The 15,932-nt window shown below is 55.2% G+C and carries 18 protein-coding genes and 1 riboswitch; of the genes, 10 read left to right on the forward strand and 8 right to left on the reverse strand.

Translation table 11 applies throughout. The features are described 5' to 3' along the window. Window position 1 precedes the first annotated feature (1 nt). On the forward strand, window positions 2-574 hold the full coding sequence (locus NST04_RS22295) for a hypothetical protein (RefSeq protein ID WP_341186202.1): 573 nt from the start codon (window positions 2-4) through the stop codon (window positions 572-574). Window positions 575-1,053: 479 nt separating this feature from the next. Here NST04_RS22295 and NST04_RS22300 read toward each other — a convergent pair whose 3' ends face one another. From NST04_RS22300 to NST04_RS22315, 4 genes are all read right to left on the reverse strand, one after another. After that, the gene (locus NST04_RS22300; RefSeq protein WP_341186203.1) at window positions 1,054-1,803 is read right to left on the reverse strand and encodes an amino acid ABC transporter ATP-binding protein; all 750 of its coding nucleotides are present in this window, start codon (window positions 1,801-1,803) and stop codon (window positions 1,054-1,056) included. 18 nt (window positions 1,804-1,821) lie between these two features. Next, entirely contained in the window at window positions 1,822-2,490 is a 669-nt protein-coding gene (locus NST04_RS22305) for an amino acid ABC transporter permease (RefSeq protein WP_341186822.1), read from the reverse strand. Beyond that, the gene (locus NST04_RS22310; protein WP_341186204.1) at window positions 2,490-3,344 is read right to left on the reverse strand and encodes an amino acid ABC transporter substrate-binding protein; all 855 of its coding nucleotides are present in this window, start codon (window positions 3,342-3,344) and stop codon (window positions 2,490-2,492) included. The genes NST04_RS22305 and NST04_RS22310 overlap by 1 nt, the downstream gene beginning before the upstream one ends. A gap of 185 nt (window positions 3,345-3,529) precedes the next feature. After that, complete coding sequence (locus tag NST04_RS22315; protein WP_341186205.1) at window positions 3,530-5,050, reverse strand: DHA2 family efflux MFS transporter permease subunit; 1,521 nt, start codon at window positions 5,048-5,050, stop codon at window positions 3,530-3,532. A gap of 151 nt (window positions 5,051-5,201) precedes the next feature. Here NST04_RS22315 and NST04_RS22320 point away from each other — a divergent pair, with 151 nt between their 5' ends. The 7 genes from NST04_RS22320 to thiE all read left to right on the forward strand — a co-directional run bounded on the left by NST04_RS22320 (window position 5,202) and on the right by thiE (window position 11,079). Next, the gene (locus tag NST04_RS22320) at window positions 5,202-5,858 is read left to right on the forward strand and encodes a TetR/AcrR family transcriptional regulator (protein ID WP_341186206.1); all 657 of its coding nucleotides are present in this window, start codon (window positions 5,202-5,204) and stop codon (window positions 5,856-5,858) included. 66 nt (window positions 5,859-5,924) lie between these two features. Then, window positions 5,925-6,027, forward strand: a riboswitch (TPP riboswitch). A 133-nt stretch (window positions 6,028-6,160) separates the two neighbouring features. After that, window positions 6,161-6,931, forward strand: coding sequence for an ABC transporter ATP-binding protein (locus NST04_RS22325; protein ID WP_341186207.1), 771 nt, complete (start codon window positions 6,161-6,163; stop codon window positions 6,929-6,931). After that, the gene (locus NST04_RS22330) at window positions 6,912-7,688 is read left to right on the forward strand and encodes an ABC transporter permease (protein ID WP_341186208.1); all 777 of its coding nucleotides are present in this window, start codon (window positions 6,912-6,914) and stop codon (window positions 7,686-7,688) included. Before NST04_RS22325 ends, NST04_RS22330 begins: the two co-directional genes overlap by 20 nt. Next, complete coding sequence (locus tag NST04_RS22335; RefSeq protein WP_341186209.1) at window positions 7,685-8,746, forward strand: ABC transporter substrate-binding protein; 1,062 nt, start codon at window positions 7,685-7,687, stop codon at window positions 8,744-8,746. The genes NST04_RS22330 and NST04_RS22335 overlap by 4 nt, the downstream gene beginning before the upstream one ends. A 24-nt stretch (window positions 8,747-8,770) precedes the next feature. Continuing rightward, entirely contained in the window at window positions 8,771-9,568 is a 798-nt protein-coding gene (gene thiM / locus NST04_RS22340; RefSeq protein ID WP_341186210.1) for a hydroxyethylthiazole kinase, read from the forward strand. Window positions 9,569-9,595: 27 nt separating this feature from the next. Next, a complete protein-coding gene (gene thiD, locus NST04_RS22345; RefSeq protein WP_341186211.1) occupies window positions 9,596-10,423 on the forward strand; it encodes a bifunctional hydroxymethylpyrimidine kinase/phosphomethylpyrimidine kinase in 828 nt (275 codons plus the stop codon). After that, window positions 10,420-11,079, forward strand: coding sequence for a thiamine phosphate synthase (gene thiE / locus NST04_RS22350; RefSeq protein WP_341186212.1), 660 nt, complete (start codon window positions 10,420-10,422; stop codon window positions 11,077-11,079). The genes thiD and thiE overlap by 4 nt, the downstream gene beginning before the upstream one ends. Window positions 11,080-11,167: 88 nt before the next feature. Here the strand turns inward: thiE and NST04_RS22355 are convergent, their stop codons facing one another. After that, window positions 11,168-11,740 carry a GNAT family N-acetyltransferase gene (locus NST04_RS22355; protein WP_341186213.1) on the reverse strand — a complete coding sequence of 191 codons (573 nt, stop codon included), beginning with the start codon at window positions 11,738-11,740 and terminating at the stop codon, window positions 11,168-11,170. A gap of 204 nt (window positions 11,741-11,944) precedes the next feature. Here NST04_RS22355 and NST04_RS22360 point away from each other — a divergent pair, with 204 nt between their 5' ends. Continuing rightward, complete coding sequence (locus NST04_RS22360) at window positions 11,945-13,756, forward strand: ABC transporter ATP-binding protein (RefSeq protein ID WP_341186214.1); 1,812 nt, start codon at window positions 11,945-11,947, stop codon at window positions 13,754-13,756. A gap of 106 nt (window positions 13,757-13,862) precedes the next feature. Here NST04_RS22360 and NST04_RS22365 read toward each other — a convergent pair whose 3' ends face one another. Further along, on the reverse strand, window positions 13,863-14,627 hold the full coding sequence (locus NST04_RS22365; RefSeq protein ID WP_341186215.1) for a hypothetical protein: 765 nt from the start codon (window positions 14,625-14,627) through the stop codon (window positions 13,863-13,865). 8 nt (window positions 14,628-14,635) lie between these two features. Here NST04_RS22365 and NST04_RS22370 point away from each other — a divergent pair, with 8 nt between their 5' ends. Then, window positions 14,636-14,767: a hypothetical protein gene (locus NST04_RS22370; protein WP_341021336.1), complete on the forward strand. Its 132-nt coding sequence runs from the start codon at window positions 14,636-14,638 to the stop codon at window positions 14,765-14,767. A gap of 128 nt (window positions 14,768-14,895) precedes the next feature. On the opposite strand, the gene NST04_RS22375 is transcribed toward NST04_RS22370, so the two are convergent. Continuing rightward, on the reverse strand, window positions 14,896-15,591 hold the full coding sequence (locus tag NST04_RS22375; protein ID WP_341021334.1) for a pseudouridine synthase: 696 nt from the start codon (window positions 15,589-15,591) through the stop codon (window positions 14,896-14,898). A 116-nt stretch (window positions 15,592-15,707) separates the two neighbouring features. Further along, complete coding sequence (locus NST04_RS22380; protein WP_341023288.1) at window positions 15,708-15,893, reverse strand: DUF3934 family protein; 186 nt, start codon at window positions 15,891-15,893, stop codon at window positions 15,708-15,710. Between the last annotated feature and the right edge of the window lie 39 nt (window positions 15,894-15,932).

Consider the following 15,932-nt stretch of genomic DNA (forward strand, 5'->3'; position numbering starts at 1 on the left):
GATGAAGGATAAATATAAGACCTCAGTTTGGACATTTCGCAGAAAAATTATGACCACTGTGCTCTCCTGTGTGATCATCCTCTTAATCGCCATCGGGGGCCCGCTCCTTGTGAACAGCGGCGAAACAGCTACCCCTTCTTCCCTGTACAGCGGGTTCATTGTTACTGCATATGCGGCAGACGGCGTCACGGTAGCGGTTCAACCCGATGTCGATTTTCCGCTTGGCCAGTACTCGTTATATATGAGCAGTGTGCCCGGCTTCCCCATCAAGCTTGCTGCTGAAGGTGCAGATACCATTCAGGTACGGGCCACTGAGGGACAATTGCTGTTGTGGAATCCAGCCGACGGTAAGGTGATCCTTCAGAACAGTAAGGCCATTGTTAAGCCTGGGGATACGGTCTACTGGTCTCCTCCTTTAACCGACAAATCCGTTCAAAACACTGTCTCTGACAGCAGTCTAGAGATTACAGCCATCAAGGATAACACCAAGCTGGGCAGCAGCTCGATCCAGGTTCATTCACAAGATCACATCACATACACAGGCAAATTAGTTTATAAAAATGAGGAGCTTTGAAATGGAGTATAAATTACGGCGACGCTTAGGAGCACGCTCCGCAAACGGAATGTTGTTCCAATCGCTCTTGCATCCAGATTTTTTTCATTCCCCTAATCGGTGAAAATCCGGATACAAAGGCGACCGCTCCGCTTCTTCTCCACAATCATTCCGCCCGCTCCGCTGTTTAACAGGGGGAGTTACAAACACAGTTTCAAGTGCACTTCTGCTCTTCATTTACGCTCACCGCCCACTTCACCTTCGCATAAATACAATGTATGCTGTTTTTCACACACGTTCGCTCCATATACCAGCTTGCAGGCACAATGTATACTGTTTTCCACATACATTTAGACCGTGCGCCTGCTTGCGAGCATAATGTATACTGTTTTCCACATACATTGCTCCGTATGCCTCCTTGCGAGAACAATGTATACTGTTTTTAACATACAGTAGCTCATGTACCGTTGTACCAGCCAATTTTATTTGGTTTTAAGCAATCACGCTTCCCCGCTCAACCGGTTGAGGAATTGCAGGGCGCGCGGGTTCTTCGTCTGCTCCAATACTTCCCGGGGGGTTCCCTGCTCCAGAATAACTCCGTTATCCATCAGGATGATCCGGTCGGCCACATCGGCCGCGAATTTCATCTCATGGGTGACGATGACCATCGTCATTCCTTCCCGGGCCAGCTGCTTGATGACCTTCAGCACCTCGCCGACCAGCTCAGGATCAAGCGCCGAGGTCGGCTCATCGAATAGCAGCACCTCCGGCGAGACCGCCATTGCACGTGCTATCGCTACACGCTGCTGCTGGCCGCCGGACAGCTGATGCGGATACGAGTCTGCCTTATCTGCCAGACCCACCTTGTCCAGCAGGGCCAGCGCTTTGCTGCGCGCTTCTTCCTTGGAACGCTTTTGTACCGTGACCTGTCCCTCCATCACATTGCCGAGTGCCGTCATATGCGGGAACAGATTATAGGACTGGAACACCATTCCTGTCTGCTGGCGCAGGGACAGTACGGTACGCTGTGGAATTTTGGCGCCCGGGGTGAAATCCAGCTTAACCGTGTTCAGCGTAAGACTGCCCTTATCGGGGGTCTCCAGCAGGTTGAAGCAGCGCAGCAGTGTGGTTTTGCCGGAGCCGGAAGGTCCGATAATGACCATTACCTGGCCGTGTTCAACGGTGAGATCCACACCTTTTAGCACCTCCAGCGGCCCGAAGGACTTATGTAAATCGCGTATTTCAATCATTCGTGTGCCTCCTTAACCTTAACTGGCCGAATACCGGTCCAGCCGCTTCTCCAAGTTATTCTGCAGCGCAGACAATACAGAGCAGAACAGCAGATAGAACAGCGCCGCTTCGCAATACAGCAACAGAGGTTCATAGGAGGTCGCCACAATCTGCTGGGCTTTTCTGAATATCTCAACATAAGTAATACTGGCCGCAAGCGAAGTATCTTTAACCAGGCTAATAAAAGAATTCGATAACGGCGGAACTGACACACGGGCAGCTTGAGGCAAGATCACCCGGCGCAGTGCCTGCTTCCGGCTCATCCCCACAGAGAACGCGGCTTCCCACTGGCCCTTGTGGATAGACAGAATGGCAGCCCGGACAATCTCCGAGGAATAGGCCCCGACACTGAGCGTGAATCCGATAAGCGCGGCGATGAACGGATCAAGCACAATCCCGGCGGCGGGCAGTCCATAGAAAATAATGAACAGCTGTACCAGCAGCGGCGTTCCCCGGATCACCCAGACATAGAAACGGGCGAACAGCCTCGGAAGCCTCCAGGAGGACAGCCGGGCAAGCGCAGTAATCACCGCCAGCAGCAGCCCCAGAATAAAGGATGCTACCGCAAGGGGAAGGGTAAAAGCCACCCCCGCTTTGAACAGAGGCAGCAGTGAATCGAGAAATATTTGTATTTGGCGGTCATCCATCATTTCGATACGTCAGCGCCAAAATACTTCTCGGAGATCTTAAGGTAGGTTCCATCGCTCTTCATAGCAGTCATCGCTTCGTTCACAGCCTGTACCAGCCCGTCATTCCCTTTCAGGAAGACTGCAGCACTATGCGAGCCTTCGGCAATCTCATCCACCTTCTTGATCTTGACATCCGGTTTCTGCTTCTTCAGGTCGAGGTAGGACAAGCCGTCATTGACGGTAGCATCGATCCGGCCGGAGGTCAGCAGATCAATCGCCTGATTGAAGCCCTCGGTCGATACGATCTCGGCACCGTTGTCTGTGGCGATTTTGCCGAGGTTGCTGGTGAGCGACTGGCCGGCTTTTTTACCCCTCAGATCGGCGAAGGTCTTAATATCCTGATTATCCTCCGGCACGATCAGCACAGCCTTGGAGACAATATACGGATCGGAGAAATCATATTTCACTTTACGCTCATCGGTAATGGAGACTTCATTGAAAATCACATCGAAGCGCTTCGCATCCATCCCGGCAAAAATCCCGTCCCACTGCGTCTCGATGAACTCAGGCTTCACACCCAGGCGCTTGGTCACTTCTTCGGCGATCTCGACATCGAAGCCCGTCAGCTTGCCGTCAGCATCATGGAAGGTGAACGGTGCGTAGGTCCCTTCGGTGCCGATGCGCAGCTTGCCGCTGGCTTTGACGGCCTCCAGGGTGTTCTGCTCCCCGGAAGCTGCACCCTCTGCAGCCGCAGCCGTAGGCTCAGCCCCGGTATTGCCGCCCGTTGCTGTCTTGTCCGTATTGTTGCTTCCGCAAGCCGCAGCCGTGACCATGGTCAGGAGCAGCATAATAGTCAGACTAAGTTTTTTCATTCGATCAATCCCCTCTCGTATCTTCTTTATAGACACCGTATATTGATTTCCATAGCTTAGCTTGCCCCAATTTCTTCTCCTGCATCAGGATCTCCAGAAGAGAAATCAACACAAAAAGCGACTCTCCGGGAAAAGGAGAATCGCTCTCATTGGACTACATAAGCTCTACTTCTATATGGGCATTACTACACGTGCATGATTTCTGGCGTCGCCTGTTCCTTGGAACGTTCAGTTCCGGCATGGCGGCCCCGGCGCAGCAGCAGTCCAAGGACCGCACCGCCAAGCGCGACAAACATCATAATGTGGAACGTGTCCGCGAAGCCCTGAGATAATACGGTTTGCTTAGCCAGCAGCAGCGCTTGCTGTGAAGCGCCTGCGGTGCTTTTCCCGGCAGCCGCCGCCGCTTCCTGCATCTCTATGCCGCGCGCCGTTGTTCTTGCGGTCAGAATGGTAACCAGCGTCGAGACGGCCAGCGAAGTAATTACCTGCTGCATCGAGTTCGTCAGCGAGGTTACCCGGTTCACCAGATGGCTTGGCGCCTTGTTGAGCAGATGCGTGTTCATTGGCATCATCATCATACCCATGCCGGCCCCGCACATGATCAGCGGAAGAATCAAATCGCGGCTCTGCGTGGTAAGATCCACATGGGAATACTGGAATAACGCGCCGGAGACCAGACTGAGGCCGCAGACCACGAGCCAGCGCACACCTATCCGGTCGAACAGTATCCCGGCAATAGGCATCATCAGCCCGGAAGCGATCGCCTGCGGCAGCAGCGTCAGACCGGTATCAAATGCGCCGAAGCCGCGGGCCTGCTGCAGAAATTGCGGGAGCAGGAATAACGCGCCGTATAAGCCGAATTGGGCGATCCATTGCACGATGATTCCTGTCGTGAAATCTACAGATTTCAGAATCCGCAGCTCCAGCAGCGGTGTCTTGGAGCGCAGCTCTGCGATGACAAAAGCGATTAGCGCCACAGCGCCCAGCAGCAGCCCGATCAGCGTTTTCTCGGAGGTCCAGCTCTGAGCGCCTTGGCTAACTCCGTAAGTGAGCGAAGCAAAAGCCAGCGGGCCAAGAACCATACCTAGCTTATCCATGCCGGGCACGCTGTTCTTCGCCGCATTCGGCAGCTTGCGCAGTCCAATCAGCACCGCAATGATGCCAATCGGAATATTAATGAGAAAGATCCAGCGCCAGGAATGGTATTCAACCAGCCAGCCCGACAATACCGGACCAATAGCCGGTGCGAACAGGACGGGAATGCCCATAATGCCCATGACTACGCCAACCTTGCTTTTGGGAGCCAGTCTGTACACATAGGCCATCCCTACAGGGAGCACACAGCCGCCGCCCAGTCCCTGAATGACCCGGAAAACAATCAGCCATTCGGCGCTGCTTGGTGTAGCGCACAGAATCGAGCCTATCGTAAACACAATTACCGCCGTCAGGAAGACTGTCTTGGCCCCGAACCGGTCAGACAGCCAGCCTGACAACGGGATAACTGAAGCCTGGGCCAGCATATATCCGGTAACTACCCACTGCAGCGTATGCAGATCCGTCTTGAAATCCACCACCAGCCTGGACAAGGCTACGTTCATCGCCGTACTGTCCAGCACAACCATAAATACTCCGGCAATAATGGCCAGCAGCGGAACCAGAATGCTGGACAGCCGGAAATCGGCTTCCTGCTTCAAGGTCTGATCCATGTCTCTTCTCCTCCTAAAGCTGTCCGCGTTCTTCATTGACCTGCGGGCAGATTGTTCTATATAATGAGTGAACGGACAACTGTCCGTAAGTGCAATTCATAGTCTACGGACAATTGTCCGTTGTGTCAATTCTTTTCTGAAAGGGGTTCTCATGAAAAAGCCAGACACCGACGCTGCACAGCTCCAGCCGTCAGCTTCGCAAGCCATAGAATCCGCTTCGCCCATGTCCGCCGATCCTTATGTACAGCGGATTCTTGAAGCTGCCCGCCAGTTGTTCACCGAGAGCGGACTTGAGGCGGTCAGCATGTACAGCATTGCCAAGCGGGCAGGCATAGGGCAAGGCTCCCTGTACCGCCGTTTCACAGATAAGGGTGAGATCTGTTCTGCCCTGCTGAAGGGCAGCGCAGACCAATTCCTGTCCGGGCTGGAGCAGCAGGTGGCTGCCAGTGCCGGCGAAGCCCCGGCTCTCGCTCAGCTGCAGAGCAGCATTGAGCAGATTGCCGATTTCATAGAGCAATATGCCGAGTTGCTGAATATGATCAAAGCCGAGTTCACCGGCAAGAAGCAGCTGACCCAGTTTGAGCATCCTTTTTTTCAGCGGCTGGGCGTGATGATGACAGAGCTGCTGGAGCGCGCTGCGGCAGGTGGTGAGATTATTGACATTGATCCGGCCTTTGCGGCCACGGCCTTAATCTCTATCCTCAGTCCCGATCTGTACCTGTATGAGCAGAAGCGGCACCACTCCTCCAAGCTGGACATCTCCAGGGGCATCGTCACTTTGTTCGTGACCGGTCTGGCGAAGCGCTGACCGCCTGCCCTTTACAAGAGGGAAATTTGTGGTATATTAAGTAGCAATTACGAATTCAATAGCAACATTATTCACTAGGGGAGTCGGCCGACTGAGACGGAGCTTAAGCTCCGGACCCTTTGAACCTGATCTGGATCATACCAGCGGAGGGAAGTGGAGCAGAATGTATCAGTGGTTCCCGTCACAGGGCCGCAGCTGACTGTACCTTCCGCCCCATTCATTGCCTCCGGGAATGAATGGGGCTTTTTTTGTGCTCCGCACAGTATCTATACCAATTTCAAGGAGGCTTCGTACATAGTCTTATGATCAATATTAGCAATCTGTCCTATGCCTTCGGGACCGGTTCGTCCCGGACCCCCGTCTTCTCAGAGCTGTCCATGAATGTGCAGCGCGGCGAATTCATCTCTGTCGTAGGCGGAAGCGGATGCGGCAAAAGCACCTTGTTCAAAATCATCGCCGGTCTGCTGGAGCCGGGCAGCGGCAGGATTATGCTGAACGGAGCCGAGTCCTCTGCAGCTGCGAAGAGGCTGGGCAGTGTGGCCTACATGCCCCAGCAGGATCTTCTTCTGCCCTGGCGCACCGTACTGGACAATTGTCTGCTGCCCTGGGAGCTCAAGCGCAGCCGGCCCAAAGCAGCCGCTATTGCCGAGATCCGCACCCTGCTGCGCCGCTTCGGCCTTGACGGGACCGAAGCGGCTTATCCGCAGGAGCTGTCGGGCGGAATGCGGCAGCGCGTGGCGGTCCTCCGCACCGTGGCGGCCGGAAACGACCTGCTGCTGCTCGATGAGCCGTTCGGGGCGCTCGATGCCATTACGAAGCGCTCGCTGCAGCGTTGGCTGCTGGAGTTATGGGCGGAGCTGGACAAAACGGTGCTGTTCATCACCCATGACCTGGAAGAGGCGCTCTTGCTCAGTGACAGAATCTATCTAATGACCGGCAGAGAGGGCAGCGGGATGCAGGAATTCTCAGCCGGTCTCCCCCGTCCGCGTCATCACAGTCTGAACTATGAACCGCAGTTCGCCGCCCTGCGCCAGGAATTGGAGCTGAAGCTATATGAGAACCGCCGCTCCTAGAAGATTGCTCCAGCATTACGGTCCGGCGGCCCTGCTCGCCCTGCTGGCGCTTGCGGTCTGGGAGTCAGTAGCCCGGCTGGGCCTGATTCCTCCCTTCATTCTTCCGGCTCCGTCTGCGATCTGCATGGCTTTGCTGGAGGAACGCCGCTTGTTATTCGGGGTGCATCTGCCTGCTACTCTGCTGGAGGTACTCACAGGCTTCGCATTGTCAGTGATCTGCGGCAGCCTGCTGGGGATCGCCATGCACCTGTTCAGTCCGCTGGCCAAGGCACTGTATCCGCTGCTGATCATCAGCCAGACGGTTCCGCTGATCGCCCTCTCGCCCCTGTTCATCATGTGGTTCGGCTATACCTTGTGGAGCAAGGTCGCCGTTGTCTTCCTGACTGCTTTCTTCCCGGTGGTCATCGGCACCTATGACGGATTGTCCAAGAACACGGACGCTTACCGGGAGCTCCTGCTTACCTACGGCGCGAGCCGCTGGCAGATTCTCGGGAAGGTGGGCGTTCCGCTGGCTTTGCCCTCTTTTTTCTCCGGACTGAAGCTGTCTGCTGTGTACTGTGTGATTGGTGCAACGATCGGGGAATGGCTTGGGGGCAGCCGGGGGCTGGGCTATTTCAGCCGCAGAATGGCCGGGAATCTGCAGAGCGCCAAGATGTTCGCCGCTGTTGTCTTATTATCTCTACTCGGTATCCTGCTGTTTCTGGCAGTCGCCGCACTGGAGAAGATTATTCTGAAGAAAAGAGGACGTTATTCATGATTACTATCCGCTATGCCCGTTATCTGCACCATGCAATTTCAAGGCCAGCCATGCTGCTGTCCGCTCTGCTCCTCTGTATGCTGCCTGTCCTGGCAGGCTGCGCCAATACGAACAATCCGGCGGCCTCCGGCTCCCCGGCTGGTACTGGAGCTGAAGAAGCAGCCCATAAGCTAACGATTATGCTCGACTGGTATCCCAATGCGGTTCACTCTTTTTTGTATGCGGCAGAGGCTGAAGGTTATTTCGCTGAGAAAGGTCTGGAGGTTGAGATTCAGATGCCGGCCGATACCAATGATGCGCTGAAGCTGGTTGCTGCGGGTAAGGTGGATCTGGCACTCAGCTATCAGCCGCAGGTGTTGATGGCACGGGGGGAGCAGATTCCGGTCAAGTCGATTGCCGCGCTGGTGCGCCACCCGCTGAATCATCTCATGGTAGCCGCTGACAGCGGCATTACCCGCCCGGGAGAGCTGTCAGGCAAGCTGGCCGGATATTCCTCCGTTCCGTTATATGAAGCGATGCTGAATACGATGGTGAAAAGCGACGGCGGGGACCCTTCCTCCCTCAAGCTGGTGGATGTCGGTTTTGAGCTGATTCCTGCCCTCTCCACCGGACGGGTGGATGGAATTATGGGCGGGTTCATCAACCATGAGCAGCTGATTCTGGAGCAGCAAGGCCATCCGGTCCGCTCCTTCAATCCCGTGGATTACGGGGTCCCGGATTATTATGAGCTGGTGCTGGCCGCCAGTGAGCAGGGACTGCAGGATTCGCAGGGCTTTTATCAGAAATTCGTGGATGCCATCAGAAAAGGCCAGCAGTATGTAGCCGGTCACCCGGATGAAGCGCTGAAGCTGCTGCTTGCCCATCAGGAGGACACCGCGCCGCTGGATGAAGTGATTGAACAGCGCAGTCTGGAGATCCTGCTGCCGCTGATGGATGCCGGTTCCCAGCCCTTCGGCTATCAGGACAGCGCATCATGGGAGCAGGTGAACCAGTGGCTGATGGAGAACGGCTTGCTGGCAGCGGATGTGGATATTAAGAATGCTTTTATTAATTTTTAAATTATACCTTCAGGAGGAATTCATATGTCTTATCTGTCCAAAGTACGCCAGGCGAACCCGCTGGTGCATAATATCACGAATATCGTAGTCGCTAACTTCACAGCGAACGGGCTGCTGGCTCTGGGAGCCTCGCCGTTCATGGCCGATGCCATCGAAGAAGTAGCGGATGTCGCCGCCATGTCCGGGGCGGTTGTGCTGAACATCGGCACGCTGAATGAAGCTGCCATCGCTTCCATGACCCGGGCCGGGAAGGCTGCGAACCGCCACCATGTGCCGCTAGTGCTTGATCCCGTTGGAGCCGGGGCTACCGCCTACCGCACGAACGTTACGGCGGGGCTGCTCAGTGAGCTTCAGCTGACAGCGCTGCGCGGCAATGTGGCTGAGGTTGCCAATGTGGCCGGGGAGAGCTGGGCAAGCAAAGGCGTGGATGCCGGAGCAGGCGAAGGCGATGTAGTCGCTCTAGCCATTAAAGCGGCGCAGAAGCTGAACTGTGTTGTGATTATCACCGGCAAGGAAGACATCATCACAGACGGCAAGCGCACTTATATCGCCAGCAACGGCCACTCCATTATGACCCGGGTAACCGGAACCGGCTGCCTGCTAAGTGCTGTAGTGGGCGCATTTCTTGCCGTAAGCGGCGGGGATGTGCTAGAGGCGGCTGCCGAGGCCCTCTCCTTATACGGCGTGGCAGCAGAGCTTGCGGCTGAGGCTGCTGAAGGCCAAGGTCCAGGCAGCTTCCAGACCTTGTTCCTGAATCAATTGTCACTGGTGACTCCGGAGCAATACAACAGCCGATCCCGGCTGAAGCTGCTCGAAGCCTAAAACGCACACCCCAAAGGAGAGAACAAGATGACTAGCATACGCAAAGCATTGACCATTGCCGGTTCTGACAGCGGCGGCGGGGCCGGGATCCAGGCGGATTTGAAGACTTTTCAGGAGCTGGGAGTGTACGGCATGTCTGCACTTACTGCACTCACCGCCCAGAACACACTAGGTGTCCAGGGAGTCTATCCGATGGAGCCGGAGTCCGTTGCAGCCCAGCTGGATTCGATCGGCAGTGACCTGCCGCCGGATGCCATTAAGACAGGGATGCTGTTCAGCAGTGACATTATCCGCATCGTTGCCAGTAAAGTGCAGCAGTACGGCTGGCAGCAAAAGCTGGTGATCGATCCGGTCATGGTCGCCAAGGGCGGCTCACAGCTGCTGCTCCAGGAGGCAGTGCAAGCCCTGATTACAAGCCTGCTTCCGCTCTCGCTCGCCATTACCCCCAATCTTCCTGAAGCAGAGATGCTGACGGGAATGAAGATTCAGGGCAGGAAAGACCGGGAGAAGGCAGCAAGACTGCTTCATCAGATGGGACCCGAGTATATTATCTTGAAAGGCGGACATGACCCGTCAGGAGATGAGGCGGTGGATCTGCTCTATGACGGACGGGAATTCCAGTATATGTCCAGCCCGCGGATTGCGACGAAGCATACTCACGGAACCGGCTGCACCTTCTCAGCTGCGGTGACGGCAGGTCTTGCGCTGGGCCATTCCATGCCAGAAGCTGTCCAGACCGCCAAGGCCTTCATTCAAGCCGCGATTGAGGATAGCCTGAACATAGGGGCCGGGCAGGGGCCGACGAATCATTTTGCTTACAGGAACCGGATGAGATCAAGGGGGATAACGCTATGACACGGATTGACAGCGAGGATATACGCAGGCTGCTGAAGCTGTACTTCATTATGGGCAGTGTGAACTGCCGCCTCTCGCCGGAGGACACTTTAACCGCTGCTGCTGACGGGGGCATTACTCTGTTCCAGTTCCGGGAAAAGGGTCCCTCCGCGCTCAAAGGTGCCGCTCTGCTCCATCTTGGACAACAGCTCCGGCAGATATGCCGGGCTTATAACATTCCGTTCATCGTGAATGATGACCTGGAGCTTGCCGCTGCGCTGGATGCCGACGGCATTCATGTCGGCCAGGATGACCTGCCCGCCCGGCTGATCCGGGAGCAGCTCGGTGAGCATAAGATCATCGGGGTCTCCGCGCATAATCTGACGGAAGCCCGGCAGGCTATCGCGGACGGAGCCGATTATCTCGGAATCGGTCCTGTCTATCCTACTTCATCCAAGGATGATGCCCAGGCCGTCCGGGGAACTACTGTCATTGAAGAGCTAAGACGAAGCGGCCTGACCATTCCCGTGGTGGGCATCGGCGGCATCACCCTGGAGAATGCTCCGCCGGTCATCCGTGCGGGTGCGGATGGAATCTCCATCATCTCGGCCATTGCCGGAGCTGAGGATATACGCGAGACCACGCGGAGATTCGCGCAGCTCATCACTGCTCCTTAATTTTAGACCAGGCACACTGCGGGTGGTACGATGTTGATGCTCAAGCCGCGTACAGGATGTACCAATCCAATTATGATCGGTTTTCCGATTACATTCGGCCTACGCTCCCCCCTCTATCCCCGCGTAATCTGCCCATAACAATAGTGGAATAGAATTGTCCGTCTGCCAGCAGCTTGTCTCTGCGCAAGACACCCTCGACCTCGAAGCCCAGGCTCTCATAGAGCCGGATCGCCTTGTCATTCCCCTCCAGAACCTTCAAGCTCAGCTTCTCCAGACCGATGGCTTCCGCCCAGCTGATAGACTGCTCCAGCAGACTCCGGCCGATGCCGTATCCCCAGAACTCCTGGAGCACTCCGACTCCGAACTCGGCCAGATGAGCCAGCCTCCGCAGCGGACTTCCTTCACATCTGGCGAAGCCCGCCAGCCTGTCCTGCACCTCTGCAACCAGGAACAGGTTCGTGCTGCTGGCCGTATCTGCCGCTATAAGCGACCTGAATCCCTCCGGGTCGATGAATCCTTCACCCTGAACCCGGTCTAAATTCTCCGTCTCGCCGTCAACCTTCAGTCTCAGCGCGGACAACTGCGGGGCATCCTGCGGCACGGCGGATCTCACCATGTAGCGGAGTCCTTTGTTTTCATATTCCTGTGCATCTATAATCATTCTGTTCCTGTCCTCCCGAACCTAAGGTTACTGCTGCAACCTCGTTCTCAGCTTTGTTTGAGCTTATCCAGTTTAGCATTTACATCCAGAAAATCCAGGCGTATAATTCCCATGTCAGACCCTGCGCCGGATTATTTTTACATATATAATTTCCCTAAAATTCAAGTAAAGCTGGTGACCCTATTGTCGAGAGGCTTCAGAGCCATGGGACCCGGAGGAGGCTTCGGGCATGGCAAATTAAAGTTCAATGAGGAGGAGGCGAAGCCGGATATATCCAAAGCCCTGTTATTACGTATTGTCAAATATTTTGTCCCATACTGGAAGCAGACGCTGCTGGTGATGACCGTGCTGTGCATATCCGCAGTGCTGGGGCTGCTCCCTCCCATCCTGATTCAGCAGATTATCGACCGGGCACTCCCGGACAAGAATCTGCAGCTGCTCTTCCTGCTGGTTGCCGCCTCGCTGGCTACAACGGTTGTGTCCGGACTGCTGGGCGTGCTGCAGAATTATTTGAACTCTTTTATCTCCCAGAATATTGTCCATGATATGAAAAACCAGATGTACCGCCATCTGCAGAGCATGCCGCTGCAATTCTACTCAGGCGTCAAGCAAGGCGAGGTCATCACCCGGATGACCAGTGACATTGCCGGAATTCAGGGCGTCTTCAACAGCACCATCGTCAATTGTGCCAGCAATCTGTTCATTCTGATCTCCACGGCGGCAACGCTGTTCATTATGAACTGGAAGCTCGCACTGTTGGGCATCCTGGTCATCCCCTTATTCATCGTACCCACCCGCAAAATGGGCAATGTGCGCTGGAAGCTGGCCAAAGAGACGCAGGAGAAGATCTCGGAGCAGAATCAGATCATCGAGGAGACGCTCAGCCTCAGCGGATACATGCTAATGAAGCTGTTCACCAGAGAGGACACCGCACTGGCCAGCTTCCGGACCGTAAATGCCCAGGCAACACGGCTGCAAATTCGCGAATCGATGGCCGGCCGCTGGTTCATGCTGGTCCTAACCACCTTCACCACTATCGGGCCGATGCTGATTTATCTGTACGGGGGTTATTTATTCATCCAGGGAGAGCTGAGCATCGGAGCGATTATCACCTTTGTGGCACTGCTGGGCCGGTTGTATCTTCCGGTTATGCAGATGACCAATCTCTATGTAGATGTGAACCGTTCGGTGGCGCTGTTTGAACGGATTTTTGACTATTTTGATATGGACCCGCTGATTGTGGATACTAAGCTGGCTCTTCCAAGCCGCGTAGAGGGACAAGACATCGTCTTCGAGCAGGTGAATTTCGCCTACGCCCCGGACAAGCCCGCTCTGAGCGGGATCTCCTTCACGGCAAGCGCCGGATCACTGACAGCCCTGGTCGGACCCAGTGGAGCAGGCAAAACCACCATTACCAACCTGATCCCCCGGCTCTATGAACTGGATTCAGGCGCAATACGTATTGGCGGTAAGGACATCCGCGAGTTCACGCTGCATTCGCTGCGCTCGCAGATTGGCCTCGTCACTCAGGACACGTACCTGTTCAACGGGACGATCCGCGAGAATCTGCTCTATGCTAATGCTGAAGCCACAGAAGCCGAGCTGACGGCCGCCTGTGAAGCTGCTTATATTCATGATTTCATTCTAAAGCTGCCTGAGGGCTACAACACGGTAGTCGGCAACCGGGGCATTAAGCTGTCGGGCGGTGAGAAACAGCGGATGTCCATCGCGCGCGTGCTGCTCAAGAATCCGCCCATTATTATCATGGACGAAGCCACCTCGTCGCTGGACACCGTATCGGAATATTACATCCAGCAAGCGATGCATGAACTGCTGCGGGGCAAGACCAGCATGGTCATCGCCCACCGTCTCTCCACCATCATGGCAGCCGACAATATTCTGGTTGTTCAGGACGGCAGGATTGTAGAGTCGGGGCAGCATGCCTCCCTGCTGGCAGAGAATGGGGTATACCGGGATTTGTACAACAAGCAGTTTCAGCGGGAAATAGAAGCATAATGTATAGCGTGAAACAAATAGATTCTTATATTTTGAAAAAGGGATTCCCGGAGCAGCATCACCTGCCCTGGGAATCCCTTCTCTTCTTGTCCTCGATCAACCCGGCTTACCGCGCAGTACGCAGCGGCTTCAGCTTGTCCATCCAGCCGCTGATTTGTTCTGCCGTCTCTGTATTCCGCAGCAGCTGCTGATATTCGTCCACATAACCGCCGTCCCCGGCGAGCTGTCCGGCCCACTCATGGAACTCTTCGAACCGTGTCAGTGCGATACTGCGCTTCCCGAGAATCAGGTAGGCGTTCAGCAGCTGCTCTAACGTCTGCTCGGACGGATTGTTTTTATACTCCTGCTCACTGAGCTGAAGCTGATCGTCCGCATATTGCTTGGTAAGCAGCTTATCCGGTACATAGTTCGTCCCTTCCAGCTGGTAGATGCCCGTCAGCGCCGGACCCAGGGGCGATTTACCCGGATAAGGACTGGCCAGCAGATCCTCGCTTCCGTCCTGATCCACGTCCTCATAATTCACGCTGAACAGATCGTTAACGGTGACCTGCATCGTTCCGTCAATCTCTTCGACCACAATAGACGCGTAGTTAGGACGGTTATCCATCAGACTGAACAAGAAGGTATTCCGGTTGTTCTGCACAACCGCTTCAGCCCAGAGCTGCTCCTCCTCATTCCAAATGTCCCCGCCTTCCAGGGTAAGCCCGGCCTTTTTGCTGTCAAAGACCATCTTGCCCTCCTTGACGATGGCGAACTGTGTATAGCTGAATTCTCCCTTGTTCCAGTAATATACCTGAAAAATCTGCCCGTTCAACTGAACCGCATCCATATGTACGAACCCCGAATACTCATCTGCAATCTCAGGGGACACTTCTGCGAGTGCTGCGGCAGCTGCGTCTTCCTCAAGATGCCCTCCAGGTGCTGCTGAGAGATCCGCTGCCGGGGAAGCGGCTGGCACTGCAGACGGATCTGCTGATCCGCCATCCCCTGTTCGTGAGCAACCTGCTATGATTGCTAAGGCTAACAATAAGCTTATAATCCGCATGTGATCCTCCTAAATGTCGTGTCGTGGTAGCAAGACTTCCTGTATACCCATCCGGAGCCCGCTTCGGAAACATAAACTGGTATGTGAGTTGCGGCTATCCTTCCAATCTGGCATGAAGCTCCGCGAGCTCTTCCTCCGTCAGCCGTCTCCACTGCCCTTGCGGCAGACCGCTGAGCGTGATATGCATAATCCGTATCCGCTCCAGCCGGAGCACACGATAGCCCAGCGCCTTGCACATCCGGCGGATCTGCAGATTCAGCCCTTGGGTCAGAATAATCATGAACTCCTTCTCCGAGATCCGCCGGGTGAGGCATGGCTTGGTGCGGGTCTCCAGAATATCTACACCTGCCGACATCTCCGTCAAAAAGTCTTCTGTGACCGGCTTATCCACGCTCACCCGGTACTCCTTCTCATGACTATGCTCGGACCGCATCATCCGGTTGACAATCGACCCGTCATTGGTCAGCAGAATCAGCCCTTCCGAGCGCTTGTCCAGTCTGCCGACGGCAAAGATCCGGGAGGGATAATTGATATAATCTACAATATTCCCTTCCACGTGCCGGGCGGCTGTACAGGTGATGCCTACCGGCTTGTTCAGCACCAGATAGACCCGCTCCTCCCGGTCTGGAGTCACAGTAATTCCGTCTACAGCCACCATATCTCCAGGTTCAACACTTGCTCCAGGCGCACAGACCTTCCCGTTAATCGTGATCCTTCCGGCGGCAATCAGCCGGCCCGTCTCTCTGCGCGGATAGACGCCGGTCTCACTGATGTATTTGTTAATTCTCATGAAGTTCCCGCTTTCAGGTCCTACATATGAAAGAACATCTGATTCACATAGCCATCAGATGTTGCCTCCAACCTATAACCCTTATATTTAGTCATCCTCAAGGGGCAGATGCCCGCTTATTTAGCGCCTCCGGTTTTGTTGCTGCCGCTGCTGGTCTTAGCCTGCTTGGTTCCTTTGGCACCTGGGCTGCCGGGAGGGCCGCTTCGGGCCGGCTTCACGGGTTTTGCCGTCTTGTTCCAGCGGGTCCAGCCCTTGCTGCCTGTTCCTCTGCCTGTGCCGCCGCCTTTACTTTTTGCCACAATATCACTCCGTCAATATTCAGTTTTCGCCGTACATTACTC

The sequence above is a fragment of the Paenibacillus sp. FSL H7-0756 genome (assembly GCF_038006765.1).
GTDB lineage: Bacteria > Bacillota > Bacilli > Paenibacillales > Paenibacillaceae > Paenibacillus_AQ.

Bases quoted from the DNA above. Each gene is read 5' to 3' on its own strand.
- NST04_RS22310 (WP_341186204.1), bottom strand. From the start codon at position 3,344: ATGAAAAAACTTAGTCTGACTATTATGCTGCTCCTGACCATGGTCACG.
- NST04_RS22360 (WP_341186214.1), top strand. From the start codon at position 11,945: ATGGGACCCGGAGGAGGCTTCGGGCATGGCAAATTAAAGTTCAATGAG.
- thiD (WP_341186211.1), top strand. From the start codon at position 9,596: ATGACTAGCATACGCAAAGCATTGACCATTGCCGGTTCTGACAGCGGC.
- NST04_RS22375 (WP_341021334.1), bottom strand. From the start codon at position 15,591: ATGAGAATTAACAAATACATCAGTGAGACCGGCGTCTATCCGCGCAGA.
- NST04_RS22325 (WP_341186207.1), top strand. From the start codon at position 6,161: ATGATCAATATTAGCAATCTGTCCTATGCCTTCGGGACCGGTTCGTCC.
- NST04_RS22330 (WP_341186208.1), top strand. From the start codon at position 6,912: ATGAGAACCGCCGCTCCTAGAAGATTGCTCCAGCATTACGGTCCGGCG.
- NST04_RS22355 (WP_341186213.1), bottom strand. From the start codon at position 11,740: ATGATTATAGATGCACAGGAATATGAAAACAAAGGACTCCGCTACATG.
- NST04_RS22320 (WP_341186206.1), top strand. From the start codon at position 5,202: ATGAAAAAGCCAGACACCGACGCTGCACAGCTCCAGCCGTCAGCTTCG.
- thiM (WP_341186210.1), top strand. From the start codon at position 8,771: ATGTCTTATCTGTCCAAAGTACGCCAGGCGAACCCGCTGGTGCATAAT.
- thiE (WP_341186212.1), top strand. From the start codon at position 10,420: ATGACACGGATTGACAGCGAGGATATACGCAGGCTGCTGAAGCTGTAC.
- NST04_RS22315 (WP_341186205.1), bottom strand. From the start codon at position 5,050: ATGGATCAGACCTTGAAGCAGGAAGCCGATTTCCGGCTGTCCAGCATT.
- NST04_RS22300 (WP_341186203.1), bottom strand. From the start codon at position 1,803: ATGATTGAAATACGCGATTTACATAAGTCCTTCGGGCCGCTGGAGGTG.
- NST04_RS22295 (WP_341186202.1), top strand. From the start codon at position 2: ATGAAGGATAAATATAAGACCTCAGTTTGGACATTTCGCAGAAAAATT.
- NST04_RS22335 (WP_341186209.1), top strand. From the start codon at position 7,685: ATGATTACTATCCGCTATGCCCGTTATCTGCACCATGCAATTTCAAGG.
- NST04_RS22305 (WP_341186822.1), bottom strand. From the start codon at position 2,490: ATGGATGACCGCCAAATACAAATATTTCTCGATTCACTGCTGCCTCTG.